Annotated in this window: 13 protein-coding genes and 4 pseudogenes; 11 read left to right on the top strand and 6 right to left on the bottom strand. The window is 57.0% G+C overall.

Annotated elements, in window-relative coordinates; all coding sequences use genetic code 11:
- Positions 1 to 54: 54 nt before the first annotated feature.
- Positions 55 to 366, bottom strand: coding sequence for a DUF736 domain-containing protein (locus tag BLM14_RS27605; RefSeq protein ID WP_162293264.1), 312 nt, complete (start codon positions 364 to 366; stop codon positions 55 to 57).
- Positions 367 to 820: 454 nt separating this feature from the next.
- Here BLM14_RS27605 and BLM14_RS31640 point away from each other — a divergent pair, with 454 nt between their 5' ends.
- The gene (locus BLM14_RS31640) at positions 821 to 997 is read left to right on the top strand and encodes a hypothetical protein (RefSeq protein WP_165788418.1); all 177 of its coding nucleotides are present in this window, start codon (positions 821 to 823) and stop codon (positions 995 to 997) included.
- A gap of 30 nt (positions 998 to 1,027) precedes the next feature.
- Here BLM14_RS31640 and BLM14_RS27595 read toward each other — a convergent pair whose 3' ends face one another.
- The 3 genes and pseudogenes from BLM14_RS27595 to BLM14_RS27585 form a co-directional block, all read right to left on the bottom strand.
- The gene (locus BLM14_RS27595; protein ID WP_418314278.1) at positions 1,028 to 1,183 is read right to left on the bottom strand and encodes a zincin-like metallopeptidase domain-containing protein; all 156 of its coding nucleotides are present in this window, start codon (positions 1,181 to 1,183) and stop codon (positions 1,028 to 1,030) included.
- Between the two features lie 78 nt (positions 1,184 to 1,261).
- Positions 1,262 to 1,514: pseudogene (locus BLM14_RS32265) on the bottom strand (cation transporter); the annotation flags it as partial.
- 55 nt (positions 1,515 to 1,569) lie between these two features.
- Positions 1,570 to 2,435 (bottom strand): annotated as a pseudogene (locus BLM14_RS27585) (ArdC family protein).
- A gap of 413 nt (positions 2,436 to 2,848) precedes the next feature.
- Here BLM14_RS27585 and BLM14_RS32260 point away from each other — a divergent pair.
- The 10 genes and pseudogenes from BLM14_RS32260 to BLM14_RS27530 form a co-directional block, all read left to right on the top strand.
- Positions 2,849 to 2,981 (top strand): annotated as a pseudogene (locus BLM14_RS32260) (VapC toxin family PIN domain ribonuclease); the annotation flags it as partial.
- A 209-nt stretch (positions 2,982 to 3,190) separates the two neighbouring features.
- Positions 3,191 to 3,859 carry a GntR family transcriptional regulator gene (locus BLM14_RS27575; protein WP_100003241.1) on the top strand — a complete coding sequence of 223 codons (669 nt, stop codon included), beginning with the start codon at positions 3,191 to 3,193 and terminating at the stop codon, positions 3,857 to 3,859.
- A 187-nt stretch (positions 3,860 to 4,046) separates the two neighbouring features.
- On the top strand, positions 4,047 to 4,586 hold the full coding sequence (locus BLM14_RS31635; protein WP_204252051.1) for a hypothetical protein: 540 nt from the start codon (positions 4,047 to 4,049) through the stop codon (positions 4,584 to 4,586).
- Positions 4,583 to 5,221, top strand: coding sequence for a dethiobiotin synthase (gene bioD / locus BLM14_RS27560; RefSeq protein ID WP_100003240.1), 639 nt, complete (start codon positions 4,583 to 4,585; stop codon positions 5,219 to 5,221). The genes BLM14_RS31635 and bioD overlap by 4 nt, the downstream gene beginning before the upstream one ends.
- Positions 5,218 to 6,489, top strand: a complete 1,272-nt coding sequence (locus BLM14_RS27555; RefSeq protein WP_100003239.1) for an adenosylmethionine--8-amino-7-oxononanoate transaminase — start codon at positions 5,218 to 5,220, stop codon at positions 6,487 to 6,489. Before bioD ends, BLM14_RS27555 begins: the two co-directional genes overlap by 4 nt.
- Positions 6,486 to 7,005 (top strand): annotated as a pseudogene (locus BLM14_RS27550) (3-oxoacyl-ACP synthase); the annotation flags it as partial. The gene BLM14_RS27555 and the pseudogene BLM14_RS27550, both read left to right, overlap by 4 nt.
- 184 nt (positions 7,006 to 7,189) lie before the next feature.
- Positions 7,190 to 7,696 carry a putative pterin-binding protein gene (locus tag BLM14_RS27545; protein WP_100003238.1) on the top strand — a complete coding sequence of 169 codons (507 nt, stop codon included), beginning with the start codon at positions 7,190 to 7,192 and terminating at the stop codon, positions 7,694 to 7,696.
- A 9-nt stretch (positions 7,697 to 7,705) separates the two neighbouring features.
- Positions 7,706 to 9,703, top strand: a complete 1,998-nt coding sequence (locus tag BLM14_RS27540) for a putative bifunctional diguanylate cyclase/phosphodiesterase (RefSeq protein WP_100003237.1) — start codon at positions 7,706 to 7,708, stop codon at positions 9,701 to 9,703.
- 126 nt (positions 9,704 to 9,829) lie between these two features.
- Entirely contained in the window at positions 9,830 to 10,537 is a 708-nt protein-coding gene (locus BLM14_RS27535) for an FkbM family methyltransferase (protein WP_100003236.1), read from the top strand.
- Complete coding sequence (locus BLM14_RS27530) at positions 10,534 to 10,788, top strand: hypothetical protein (RefSeq protein ID WP_100003235.1); 255 nt, start codon at positions 10,534 to 10,536, stop codon at positions 10,786 to 10,788. The genes BLM14_RS27535 and BLM14_RS27530 overlap by 4 nt, the downstream gene beginning before the upstream one ends.
- Positions 10,789 to 11,124: 336 nt before the next feature.
- Here BLM14_RS27530 and BLM14_RS27525 read toward each other — a convergent pair whose 3' ends face one another.
- Positions 11,125 to 12,027 carry an Abi family protein gene (locus BLM14_RS27525; protein ID WP_100003234.1) on the bottom strand — a complete coding sequence of 301 codons (903 nt, stop codon included), beginning with the start codon at positions 12,025 to 12,027 and terminating at the stop codon, positions 11,125 to 11,127.
- 266 nt (positions 12,028 to 12,293) lie between these two features.
- The gene (locus BLM14_RS31365; protein ID WP_133123929.1) at positions 12,294 to 12,626 is read right to left on the bottom strand and encodes a hypothetical protein; all 333 of its coding nucleotides are present in this window, start codon (positions 12,624 to 12,626) and stop codon (positions 12,294 to 12,296) included.
- Positions 12,627 to 12,762: the final 136 nt, after the last annotated feature.

Here is a 12,762-nt window from a genome sequence, read left to right as displayed (position 1 = left end):
ATTGCTGGGTGTTCCAGAATTTCGGCCCCGCCTGGTGGCGGGGCCTTGGCCGGATCAATCCCGTTTGGGGCGAGACCAGATTAGTTGGTAGCCGTCCTCGCTTTCGACATCGGCGAGTGTTGCGTAGATCGGAGTCGGGAAGCTCGGGTCGTCCAGCTTGACCGAGAGGTAGTCGCGGTCCGTCTGCTCGGAGCGCTTCTGCCAGGCGGCACCCAGCTCGACGTTACCCCCGTAGATGCGAAAGTGCGGTCCTTTGTCGGAGGGGTTGTCGATGCGGGCGATGCGAGCCTTGACGTTGAGCGCGAGGGTGCGGATCGAACCGGTGAAGCCGTTTTCGGTGGAGGTAAAGGTGCCGATGGTTGCCATTGTCATGTGCCTTTCGTTTGTTTCGGGCCGCGCCCTTCGCGGCCTCGATGGCTGTCCAAGGATCGGCGACGATCGGACCGCACCTGAAAGGCCGCAATGAAATGGAGGGCGGCCGTGTGCAACTTTCTTGTTTCGCGAGGAATGGCGGCGCAGCCGACAGGGGAAGAAAGTTGCCAATGGCCGTTGCGGGAGGACGATCGAGGTGAAGCCGCTCTCCGATCAGACATGCCTCATCGAGCCCGCAAAAGGGCTGGTCAGCGATACCGGGGGAAGGAACACGATAATGGTGGCTCGCCAGCAGACTTCGTCGCCCCGACACGGCCCAGCGGCAACCCGCTCGCCTGTCTCTAAGTCACAGCGTCGATTTCGGACGCGACAAACTCGGCCGGCCGGGCAGTTGCCTTCAATCATCAACTCGGTATCGTCGGGCTGCGATTCGTTACCTGGAGGATTTATGCGTCAGCAGACAAAGCCGTTTATCGTTGAAATCAAGCAGTCCCGAAAGCTCAAACCGACCGACCGGAAAACATCGATCTGGGGGAAGCTGGACCTCACGTCGGACGAGCACGCCGTCGCGGAGAGAGAGCCCAACGAGCTGTCGGCCGTTGCGGGTGGCAACGATCGACCTTGACGCCTAAAATCCAACGGGTCTCTGTCGGCCTTAATGGTCGGGCGAGAGACCGTGCAGGAAGCTGACAGCACGCTGGGCATGCGCCGCGGCCTGAAAGATGGCCCGCTCGTCATCGGATACGACCTTCAGCCACGAGGCAAGGTAAGACGTATGGTCCGGCCGTGGCTCCGGCTCAGCGCGACGCATAGGAAGCAGCTTACGAGCTCCACAAGATATCCTGACAGTCAAGCAAGATCCGGCTATCGCCGTAGCTGAGCTCCGGGCCTAAGCCGTCTTATGTTCCTCGCGGGCTGCCTCTCGGATTTCTTTCGCCGCATCATCGTTCATGGCGGCAATGGCGAGGCCGACAATCAGGTCAGGCCATACAGACCGGGTGTATGCCGTCAAGAGGCAAGCCGCGATGATCGCGATATTCGCCAGCGTGCAAAGGAACGCAGCCGTTGTGAGACTACCGCTGTGCCGTTGGAAAACGCATCAGCATGATCGCGCACGTAAGATTAACCTCAAGCGCGGCGACGGGCAGACCATCCAAGTGCCACAAGGATCAGGCTAAGCCGAAGGCGATATTGCGCTCAGCTCGGCGGCTGTTGCGCGTGCATCCAATCGGCGGCAGCCTGCGCTTTGCTCGCAGTCGTAAAGACCGCCCGCGCGTCGTCCTTCAGCACCTTAAGCCAGGATGCCACATAAGCTGCGTGGTCAGGACGGGGATGATGCGCCAGGCCAAGATCGGCCAGGATATAGGCTGAAGCAAGTTCGGCGGTCAGTTCTTCGACTGCCAGGGCCTCGCGAGTAAAGTGTTTGGTGAAGTCTCGATCGAGCCGATGCTTGGCGCCCGTGGCATGCGCAGCCTCATGGACATGAGTGCCGACGTGAGCGACAGCATCGCGGAAGACATCGAAGTCCGGCATAAAAATGTGGTCAAGATCGATGCGGTAGTATGCAGCCTCGGCCCAAAGGTAACAGGGATGCCGAGCGCACTGATGAAGGCCTCGGCATCCGGGATTCGTTCAGAGTCAGGCAGGATGGGAGCGGCGGGAGGCGTGAAACCTTCGACCTGAGAGCTATTGAAGACCGAGAAGGCGCGTGCGAAGAGGCGTCGCGGGGGGCGCTCATCTTCGCCGACGGCATCATCGTCACTACGTGCTGCAAACTCCTTCCAGAGTACGACGGTCGTTGCGCGTTCGCCCTTGCGGACCTGGGCGTCGAGCGCTTGCCATTGCCGGTATGTGCCCCAGATGCCGCTTCCGAAGCCGTTAGCCTGAGCAGCGATCCAAAGAGCGAGCGTATTGACGCCGCGATAGGCCTTTCCGGAAGAGATGTTGGTTGGGCGAGCAATCGAGCTTCCATCGTGGTGCCAAGGCATCCGCCATTCGCCGGCGCCGGCCTCGATCTCGGAGGTGATGCGGGTATAAACGTCGGTGCGGTCTTGCGTATCCATGGTCGGAACTCCTGTCCCGCCGGGGCCAATCCCCGGCGGCGGAGCAGCCACCTGCGATGGCCCAAGGGTCGACCGCGCACTCGAAGAGCCGCAGCGTGAGCGAAGGACGGCGATCAGCCGTTGCGCGGGCGGACCTGACATCGCGCGCTCCGCCGAACGCCCGGGGTTGGTCCGACGGGGATCCGATCAGTGGGAGCAGACGTGGCGCTACGCTGCCTAAGGTCCGACGAACTAAGCCATCAAGAGCCGCCTCGATTCGCTGGAGAACCTGCTTCACGATGGTCCGTTGCAGAGGCAACAGACGCTTCTCCTTCAGCAAAGTCTTGGCGTCCTCAGCAGAGTGTGACCAGGCTGGCCGATGGCGCGGTGATACAGGCATGGGGGTAGCAGGTTGGCTGGCAAAGCACGGAACATTTGGCCGTTTCGTCGCCCATCCAGCACTGCTGAACTTTGGGGATTGCTTCTCTTATTGCCTGTGCGAAGGACTATCGATTGCCCTTGCTTTTCAAGGGCAATGACTTTCCACAAACCGACATGGAGGCGGCGCAACGCCGTCGGAACAGCGGCGACGGTTCGCTCTCGCCCAGCGTCCAATCCTCCCTCGACGCTAATTTCCGACACTTCTTAACCCGCCTTCGAGCCAGCGCTGCACAACTTGCATGACGAAAACCATACCGGCGGCGCATAGACGCTTTATATGTGAAAAACATTCGCCCGGGCTCGACAGGCTCCCGGAAGCAAAATATCTATAATATATGAGCACAACGAATGCAGACACCATCGCCAACCGCATTAGCCGTATTCTTGCTGACAGGATCGTCACCGGCCAGCTGGAGCCGGGTACGAAACTGCGGCAGGATCACATTGCCGAGGAATTCGGGGCGAGCCATGTGCCGGTCCGGGAAGCCTTCCGCAAACTGGAGGCGCAGGGGCTGGCGGTCAGCGAGCCGCGGCGCGGCGTCCGGGTCGCCTCTTTCGATTTTAAGGAGGTGCGGGAAGTGGCGCTGATGCGTGCCGAGCTTGAAGGTCTGGCGCTGCGGCAGGCTGCCCAACATTTGACATCCTCAATTCTCGAACAGGCCGAAGAGGCAACTGTTGCCGGGGACAATTCCCGCGATGTGCGCTCCTGGGAGGAGGCGAACCGGCGATTTCACCGGCTGATCCTCGTGCCATGCGGCATGCCGCGGCTGCTTGCCGCGATCGATGACCTTCATTCGGTAAGCGCGCGTTTCCTGTTTTCCGCCTGGCGATCCGATTGGGAAGTGCGGACTGACCATGATCATCGCGCTATCCTCGGATTTCTGCGCCAGGGTAACGTCGACAACGCCGTTGCCGTGCTTGAGCGCCACGTCCAGTGGATCGGGCAAAAGCCTGTGAGAAGTGCCACAGGTTCGACGCGAGACGCTTTCGCGATCGTCGGCTAGCACACCCACCCTTTAAATCCTGCTGCTGTGCAGCCCTACAAAAGCCGATCAAATTTCGACGGCCGCGTCTAACGCGGTTGCGTTTTCTATCGCGCTGGCTAAAGTTATAGATAAGTATTGATTCTATCTATAATTGCCTTACCCACCTAAGAGTTGAGAAACTCCCCGCATGCCGGAGGCGCCAGAGTTGCAATCCATCGATCCACTTACCTCAGGCGCAATTTTTTCAGAGGTCAAAATAATCTATAATTTACTGTTCGATGAGTTACTGTTTCCGGCGCACATCGTCCACAGGGCGCAATTCGACTCAAACGCAGTACAGATGAGCCAGCTGTTATCCCCTCAACTTGTCGACCAGGCCAGCGATCGCCGTCGGGTGATTTTCGACCTTGCGGCCTATGTTGGCAACACCGTCGCTATCGATGGCAGTGACCCAGTGGATGTCCATGGCGATATCGATGCCGGTATTGATGCGCATTCACCCCTCGGCGAGTTAACCGCAGGCAGGGGTTCAGCCCCCGCCGTCGCCGCCCTGTACAGCGATCAATCGCCAAGCCTGATCGGCGGCCAAGGCGCTGTGCGGCTGCCGGCGGTACTGCCTCCTGACCCATCAATGGTGGCCGGCATGAAAACCATTCCGGCAAAGCCGCCCGGCGGAAAACCTGTCACAGGACAAAGACATCGCAAGGCACCGTCCCCACAGCGTCCGAAAAGCAGGGCAGCATGACGATGCGTTTTGTCGTCACGGGAACGGACACCAACATCGGCAAGACGGTATTTTCGGCAGCATTGGCCGATGCGCTTGGTGCTGCTTACTGGAAGCCCGTCCAGTCGGGCCTTTCAGGAGAAACGGATAGCCAAACAGTCCAGCGTCTCGGACGGATACCGCCTGAACGTATTTTCCCAGAGGCGTGGCGGCTGAAGACGCCGGCTTCGCCGCATGTGGCTGCCAGGATTGCCCAGGTTCGGATTGACCCGGAAGCGCTGTCACCTCCGTCGGTAGAGTCTCCGCTTGTCATCGAAGGGGCGGGCGGCGTGCTGGTCCCCTTGACGCAAAGCCAAGTGTTCGCCGATGTTTTTGCCCGCTGGCAGATTCCGGTGATCCTTTGCGCCCGCACCGAGCTTGGAACGATCAACCACACGCTGCTATCACTTGAAGCTCTGCGCCGGCGTTCCATTCCGGTTTTCGGCGTTGCGTTCATCGGCAACGAACAGACCGATACGCTGGAGATCATCCCCCAACTCGGCAACGTAACCTGTCTTGGACGGTTACCGCTGCTTGCTCCCCTGACGCCTTGTGCATTGCGCCAGGCGTTTCAGATTCATTTCGACATTTCCTGTTTTCAGAAAGGGCTCCTGTGACCCGCTCCGCTGTCTGGCATCCATTTACCCAGCACGCACTTGAACCGGCAATGAAGCGCATTGCCAGGACAGACGGCGCTTATCTCTTCGATGATCAGGGCAATGCGATCCTCGATGCCATCTCCTCCTGGTGGGTCATTACGCACGGCCATCGGCATCTGCGCATCATGGAGGCGATCCGCCGCGCCAGCGAGACCTATGACCAGATCATCTTTGCCGAATATACCCACGAGCCGGCGGAGGAACTGGCGAGAGGACTGGTCGCCATTGCCCCTGCCGGTCTCGACCACGTGTTCTATTCCGACAGCGGCTCGACCTGCGTGGAGGTGGCGCTGAAGATGGCCCTGGGCTTCTTCCACAATTCGGGCACGCCGCGCTCCCGCATTGTCGTCATGGAGTATGGCTACCATGGCGACACGATCGGGACGATGTCGGCGGGCGAACGGGGCGTGTTCAATATGGCCTATGAACCCATGCTTTTCGATGTGGATAGACTGCCGTTTCCAATGCCGGGACGAGAACAGGACACGCTCGACGCCTTCGAGGCATTCTGCCGCGGCGGACAGGTTGCAGCGCTGCTGATTGAACCGCTGGTTCTCGGAGCAGGGGGCATGCTTATGTACCCGGCATCGCTTCTGGCTGAACTGAAGGCGATCGCGACACGGCATGGCAGCCTGATGATCGCCGATGAAGTGATGACCGGGTGGGGCCGCACGGGCACTCTCTTTGCCTGCGAACAGGCGAACATCGCACCGGATATCCTGTGCACGTCAAAAGGCTTGACCGGCGGGTCCCTTCCTCTGGCGGCGACCTTGTGTTCGGCGGAAATATTTGACGCACACCTTTCCACCGATCGAAGCCGGACCTTCTTCCATTCGAGTTCCTACACTGCCAATCCGATCGCCTGTGCCGCAGCGCTGGCCAACCTTGAGGTCTGGAAGACGGAGCCGGTCACGGCACGTATCCAGTCGCTCGTCGCCATGCATGGCGCCAGGCTGGAGCGGTTCAAGGCTGACGCCCGTTTCGGTAACGCGCGTCAGGCCGGGACGATCGTTGCGCTTGACGTCAATGTCCCGGCGACCGGTTACCTCTCGGAGGCTGGGCCGAAGCTCAGGACATTCTTCAAGGCAAGAAATCTCCTGATCAGGCCGCTCGGCAATGTGATTTACCTGATGACGCCCTATTGTGTGACGGATGCGGATCTCGACCGGATCTACGATGCCATTGATGAGGCAGCGGACATGATTGTCCAAGGCGGTGACCGATGAACCCGGTCAAGGCAAGCCGTATCGCCGGGTTTGGCCAGTACGACCCAGAGCGCCGTGTTGAAAATGCGCAGATCGAAAACCAGCTTGATCTCGAACCAGGCTGGATCGAGCGCCGGACCGGCATCCGCGCGGCGCTGGGTCGTGGAAGGAGAACTGCTTACCGATCTTGCAGCAAAGGCGGGTTGGCTAGCGCTGAACAATGCCAGCATAGACCCTGGCGACATCGCGTTGACGATCGTGGCCACCTCGACCCCAGACCATCTGCTGCCGCCCTCGGCTCCGTTGCTAGCCCATCATCTCGGCTTGGCGAATTCCGGTGCGGTCGATCTTGCCGGCGCCTGCTCGGGATTTATCTACGCGCTGACATTGGCCGACGGCTTTGTCCGCACGCAAGGCAGACGTGTATTTTTGGTGGCATCCAATATCCTGAGCCGGCGCATCAATCCCGCGGAACGTGCCAGTGCCGTGCTTTTTGCAGATGCTGCGGGCGCTGTCGTTCTGGTCCCATCAGGAGAAAATGTGGGGCTTGGTCTGGCCCGCGCGATTTCGCAGATGCGTGTGCGGTTCTCAAGCTTTTACCTTCGCACTTCGTTGAAGGTCATTCATCTCACCCAGCCAGCAAGGAGGCGAAGCTATGTCATTTTTTGATGCCGCTTTAGTCTGCTTGCTCTAATAACCTCAATATAACGGAGATATGCAAATGAACTTTATCCGCCTTTTGGTCTCTATCGCGTTGTCGATCATCACGATTTCAAATGCATTCGCCGGGTCGCTTGCCAAGCCTGAAGGCAAGGCAATTCTGATTGTATCCGGAAAAATCGAAAACACGAACAATGGCTCCGCGGCAGAATTCGACCGCGCGATGCTGGAAGAAATTGGCTTGCAGACCATCGAAACGGCGACTCCATGGTACGACACCCGCGTACGCTTCGAGGGCGTACCTCTCGATAAGCTGATGGAACTGGTGGGGGCGACAGGAACGAAAGTGACGGCAGTCGCCCTCAACGACTACGTGACCACGATTCCCCTGGATGATTTCAAGAAATTCAAGGTCGTGCTCGCCCTGAAGCGCGATGGGAATTACATGCCCATCCGCGATAAAGGGCCATTGTTCATTGTCTATCCTTATGACAGCGATCCGCAGCTGCAAAGCCAGACCTATTACACCCGGTCCGCGTGGCAGGTGGCCAAGCTGATAATCGAATAGAGACACAGCGTGAAACGGATACTCGGGATCATCATCTGCTGCTTTGTGGTGGCGACGGCCTACATCGCCTATGTCATTGCCGAGCGGCAAACTGCGCTGCAGAAGTTTGCCCGTTATAACGACTCCTGGGCCGTGGCTCAGACGCTGTCCGAATATATGAGGCTGGAGCATCGCCTCGCTGCCTATGCCTTGGGCATGGATGTTGATCGCGATGAGGTCCGCCTCCGTCTTGATATTATGATTGGCCGCGTGGAACTGTTGAAGCACGGCAATCTAGGTGCTTTTGTGGAGCTGGATCCTCAGCGACGCGAGCTGCTTGTGAAGCTTGGTGATGTTCTAGACATGCTGGATCAGCGTCTGGACAGCCTGGATTCCCAAGGTATCAAGACCATGCTGCAATCGATGACCGCTCTGGATGCATCCATGACTGCGCTTGCATCCACTGCGGTTGAGTTCGATGTGGGCTTGATCGACGCGGCCCAAGCAGAATTAAGACAGCTCCATCTGGTCTATACCGGGCTTGCAGGCGGGCTCATTCTCTGCGGGGTGGGGCTGGTTGTTCTGCTCCTGCACCACAACAGTCTCCTGGACGGTGCTCACCGCAAGATGAAGGATTTGACGGATAACCTCCGCGAAGCGTCAGGGGAATTGACGCTTCAGAACTATCGTCTGAAACATGTTGCCCACCATGACGCGCTCACCGGGCTTCCCAATCGTATTTTGTTTCGCTCAGACCTGGAAGCGCGGTTGAAAACTGCGATAGCTGGCGGACCAACTGCCGTGATCTTTCTCCTTGATCTCGATGGTTTCAAGGATGTGAACGATACGCTGGGGCATGACGTCGGTGACGGTCTTCTCCAGGCCGTCGCAAGTCGCCTCACGAAACTCAGTCGGCAAGGCGACTTGATCTGTCGGTTAGGCGGCGATGAGTTCGCGATCCTCAGCGCGGGTCTGACCGACAAACAGGCTTTCGATTTTGCCCGTCACGTGATGGATGAAATCAGTTTTCCCTACCAGGTCAGTGAACGGGAGATCAAAATCGGTACTTGCGTCGGCGTTGCCATATCGGAAGCGGAACCCGACGCAGATGAACTGTTCAAGCACGCGGACCTTGCGCTTTACGAAGCAAAGTCTCTCGGCTCTGGCCATGTTTGTGTTTTCCAATCCCAGATGCAAACAAGATTGACGGAGAAAAAGTCTTTCGAGGCAGATCTTAAGCAGGCGCTGCGTAATGGAGAGCTGGAAGTGTTCTACCAACCGCAAGTCAACACGATTACACGCGAGATTTGTGGCTATGAGGCCCTCCTGCGGTGGTTCCATCCCGTACGCGGCCAAGTCCCCCCGTTAGAATTCATTCCGGTCGCCGAAAATATCGGGCTGATCCATGAATTGGGGGAGTGGGTTTTAAGAACGGCTTGCCTGGAGGCAGCCCGTTGGCCAAGGTCGCTCAAAGTTGCGGTCAATCTGTCGCCTGTACAGTTCCGCAGCCGAAATCTTATTCAGAGCGTCGTTACCATACTCACTCAAAGTGGTCTCGATCCGAACCGACTTGAGCTTGAGATCACCGAATCGGTACTCCTGGACAAGAATGAACAGACGCTCGACACTTTGACGCAATTGAAGGCAATCGGCATCCAGATTGCGATGGACGACTTTGGAACTGGATACTCGTCACTTGGCAGCCTCAGGAGTTTCCCCTTCGATAAAATCAAAATCGATCGCTCGTTTATCCGCGACGTTACAACCCGCGCGGATGCCTTCGCCATCGTCGAATTGGTGACAGGGGTCGGGCGAAGCCTGGGGATGACCACAATCGCTGAAGGCATCGAAACCGAAGAGCAGTTCGCATGCGTCAAACAGGTTGGATGCGAGCAGGTCCAAGGCTACTTGCTGGGCATGCCCGCACCTGCATCGCGATTGGAGCACCTTCGCCAAGTTGTCAATTACGATGATTCGACAGATTGCGGAAATCTGATCGATGCCAAAACGGCATCTGGCAGAGGATAAAACGTTCCGTTCAGTTTCACATCGTCGTCCTAAGACATAGCTATGCTTTGAAAAAGGAAAGTCGGTGCAGGCGGTTGTTTCCCCGTCTGGCAGCTGCAACCCGATAGGCAACCAAAGGAGTTTGGTTTGGAATTACTGACGGTTCACGGAATTAGGGTACCTCTAACATCTGATGAGGTTTCACCCGCTATCTGGCAGGCGCTTACAAGTGGCAGCTACGAAGCCAAAGAGGCCAAGTCGGTCTTCAAGGCCGTGCGGCCGAATGATCGGGTGCTGGAGCTTGGGACAGGGATCGGCATCATCACGTCGCTTATTGCAAAGGCCCCGGGGGTCCGGGTGTGGTCATTCGAAGCAAACCCATCCACAGCGGCACTTGCCCATCGTGTGATCAGTGCAAACGACCTTGGCAATGTCGTTTTGGCCCAGGGAATATTGACTGCAGGTGAACCGTGTATCTTGCCGTTCTATGTTCGAGAGGATCTCTGGATGTCGTCCATGGACAAAAATCAAGGACCCTACCAGCGCGAAATATCACTGGTGTCGATCAACATCGATAAATTCATTGCGGATCATGCCATCAACGTTCTTGTCATGGACATTGAGGGCGCTGAGCGAGATTTACTTGGACGATCTGAACTCCCCCATATCGAGCGAATCTTCCTTGAACTGCACGACCACCTCTACGGATTGTCCGGCATTCGGGAAATTACACAGGCCTTGGCAGCGAAAGGCTTCGCCTACGACCCTCGTGGTTCCAACGGCCCCTGTGTCCTGTTTGCCAAAGACGAGGGCGTAAGAGAGTTTGAACCGGAGGTTTTCGAAGCGACGGATTGAAAGCAAGCGATTCGATGCGACACTGCCAGCCTTCGAGCGCACCAGAAGAGGCCGATTCCCAGTGGCCGTCGTTCACTGATACCGGCGCCATGGTCAGGATCAACGACAGAAAAGACCGTGAGGCCGTGCGCGCTGCGGTGCAGGAGGAAGGTTTGAATCGCTCCAGCGCAGAAACCGGTATTGCGCTGGAAACCGTGCGGACAAAAACCGAGAACAAGGCGCACCGCGAGACAAGACAGGCCGCGGAATGATCCAGGACCAATGAGAAGCCGATAGATGGCGGCGGCAGCGATCACGCCTATCGCACGCAGGCCGAGGCGGGTGCGGCACAACGTGCTCAAAATGCGGTAGAGATGGATCCGAAGCGGCCTATGCCGACGATATCAACCAGTCACCCCAGGTTGAGCGTCTGGCGCAGGAGCAGGCCGAAATCCTGAAGCAGAAGCAGCAGGAGACCGAAAAAAGCGCAGACGCAAAAAACGTGCATCGGCAAAAACAGTGAGACTAGAGATCAGAGAACCGGCCATTGCCGGTTCTCGTTCGGGGGGCGTCGCTTGTAGGCGTCACCGCTTGATGAGCATGGCGACTCAACGCCATACCGCTCTTTGCTGCCACCGGTTCGGAAAATGAAGGCGGGCAGGGGTAATTGCCGGGTATTCATCGAGCAATGCCTGCAGTCGGTCCGACCATTGAGACATTGGTGATATCTTCTTCATGAAGATTTGCGCGACCGCCAGTTGCGCGTATATGCGTCCCTGATCAGCAAAATCATCGGCGAACTCTCGCGGCGCGAATGGCCTGATTGTGAAGGTTCTGTTCCACAGCCTGGAATGGTGTGCGCAGAGGTTTCGGATGTAAGACAAACAATGCGGCCATGATTTCATCGCTGGCTCAGGAATGCTGAATTCTCTGGCTATTCTCTTCCGGTTTCCCTTTTCCAGACCTTTTATTGCCATTGAAACAGGCCCAAAGGAAAGCGCTTCGAATAGCATCCAGCTTGGCGGCATAGGAGGATTCGAATAGTGATCGTAATAGTGGGCCATAAACAGATCGCGGCGTCTTGGCTCGTTGTGTCCAATGTCTTTCTTCGCACGCTCGAGAAAATCGCCGTGGTCGTACCTTGGATCGAAGTGCGTGGGGTCCAGATACCAATGCGGCCCATGATCAACTGCAAGTACAGTCGAGAGCGCCGCGCGCAACGCGATCTCGATACGCTCGATGGCGTCCAAGAGCAACAACCGCAGCTTCCGGTCAAAGGTATAAAGATCGACGATGTCGTGGAAGCTTGGAGTATTAACGAACCTGTGTCTGTCTTCGCCTTGTCCGCCTTTTTGAAAAGGCAGCATGTACCCTGAAAGCCTGTAATATCCTACATATCGCAGATACTCTCTAGCCAACGCTTCGTCAGTGATCGCCAGCCCTCTCTCCCGCAGGAGTTCGATATGCTGTTTAATCGATAGAGCTGGCTTGTCGAACTGAATTCGGGGCAAAAGAAAACCTCCCTGGTGCGCATTGTTAAGAGGCGTGGGAGGTGTTGTTAGGCTTAATATCGTTGTGACCTCCCTTTATGTCAAGCACTTCTGACAACGCCGATCATTATTTACCGCGACCAAGCGAACCTTGATCTTCTAAAATGCTGCGCCCTGACGCGAAGAGCGACAAGAGGTTTCGGCGACCCATTCTATTCCGATCCTGTGTCGAATTCGGCCGAGCGCGACCCCTTAGCCTGCAGATCGTGCGGAATCCGAATAATTACTCATCCGGTTCCAGTCTGTTCATCCTCATGATCCGTTTCGGCAGATACCTCATCCTCCAGCATTTGAATTTTATCGGCAGCGGCATCAACGAAATGGGACCATATCTTTGCAAGGTTGTCTGCGGCATTGCGGTATGTCTCGTCGACATCCTGTTCATTCATCAGCTCAAGAACTTCGTTAAAATCACGCTGCCCTTTTTGAATGACTGCGCGCAAACGTTTGGCGTGATCGAGACTTAGCCCAGGTCGGTCGAGAGCCTGAGGCACTTCCTCCACCAGCCGTTTTACAAGATCCGCGTGTCCTCGAAGTCTTGGGATCCAGTCAATCGACATCGTTTCATTCCCCAAACGTTTTGCCACACCCTCAGCAACTAAAGAAAAACCGGTATGATGACAACTTGTAAAGCGGCGGTGCTTTTGAGGTTGTTCCCGCTGGCAAACTTCTCTTAGGTGGAGACACTATTGTTGA

Source organism: Phyllobacterium zundukense (assembly GCF_002764115.1).
Lineage (GTDB): Bacteria > Pseudomonadota > Alphaproteobacteria > Rhizobiales > Rhizobiaceae > Phyllobacterium > Phyllobacterium zundukense.
The sequence above is the reverse complement of the archived record's forward strand: the minus strand, read 5'-3'. Positions and strand labels throughout refer to the sequence as shown.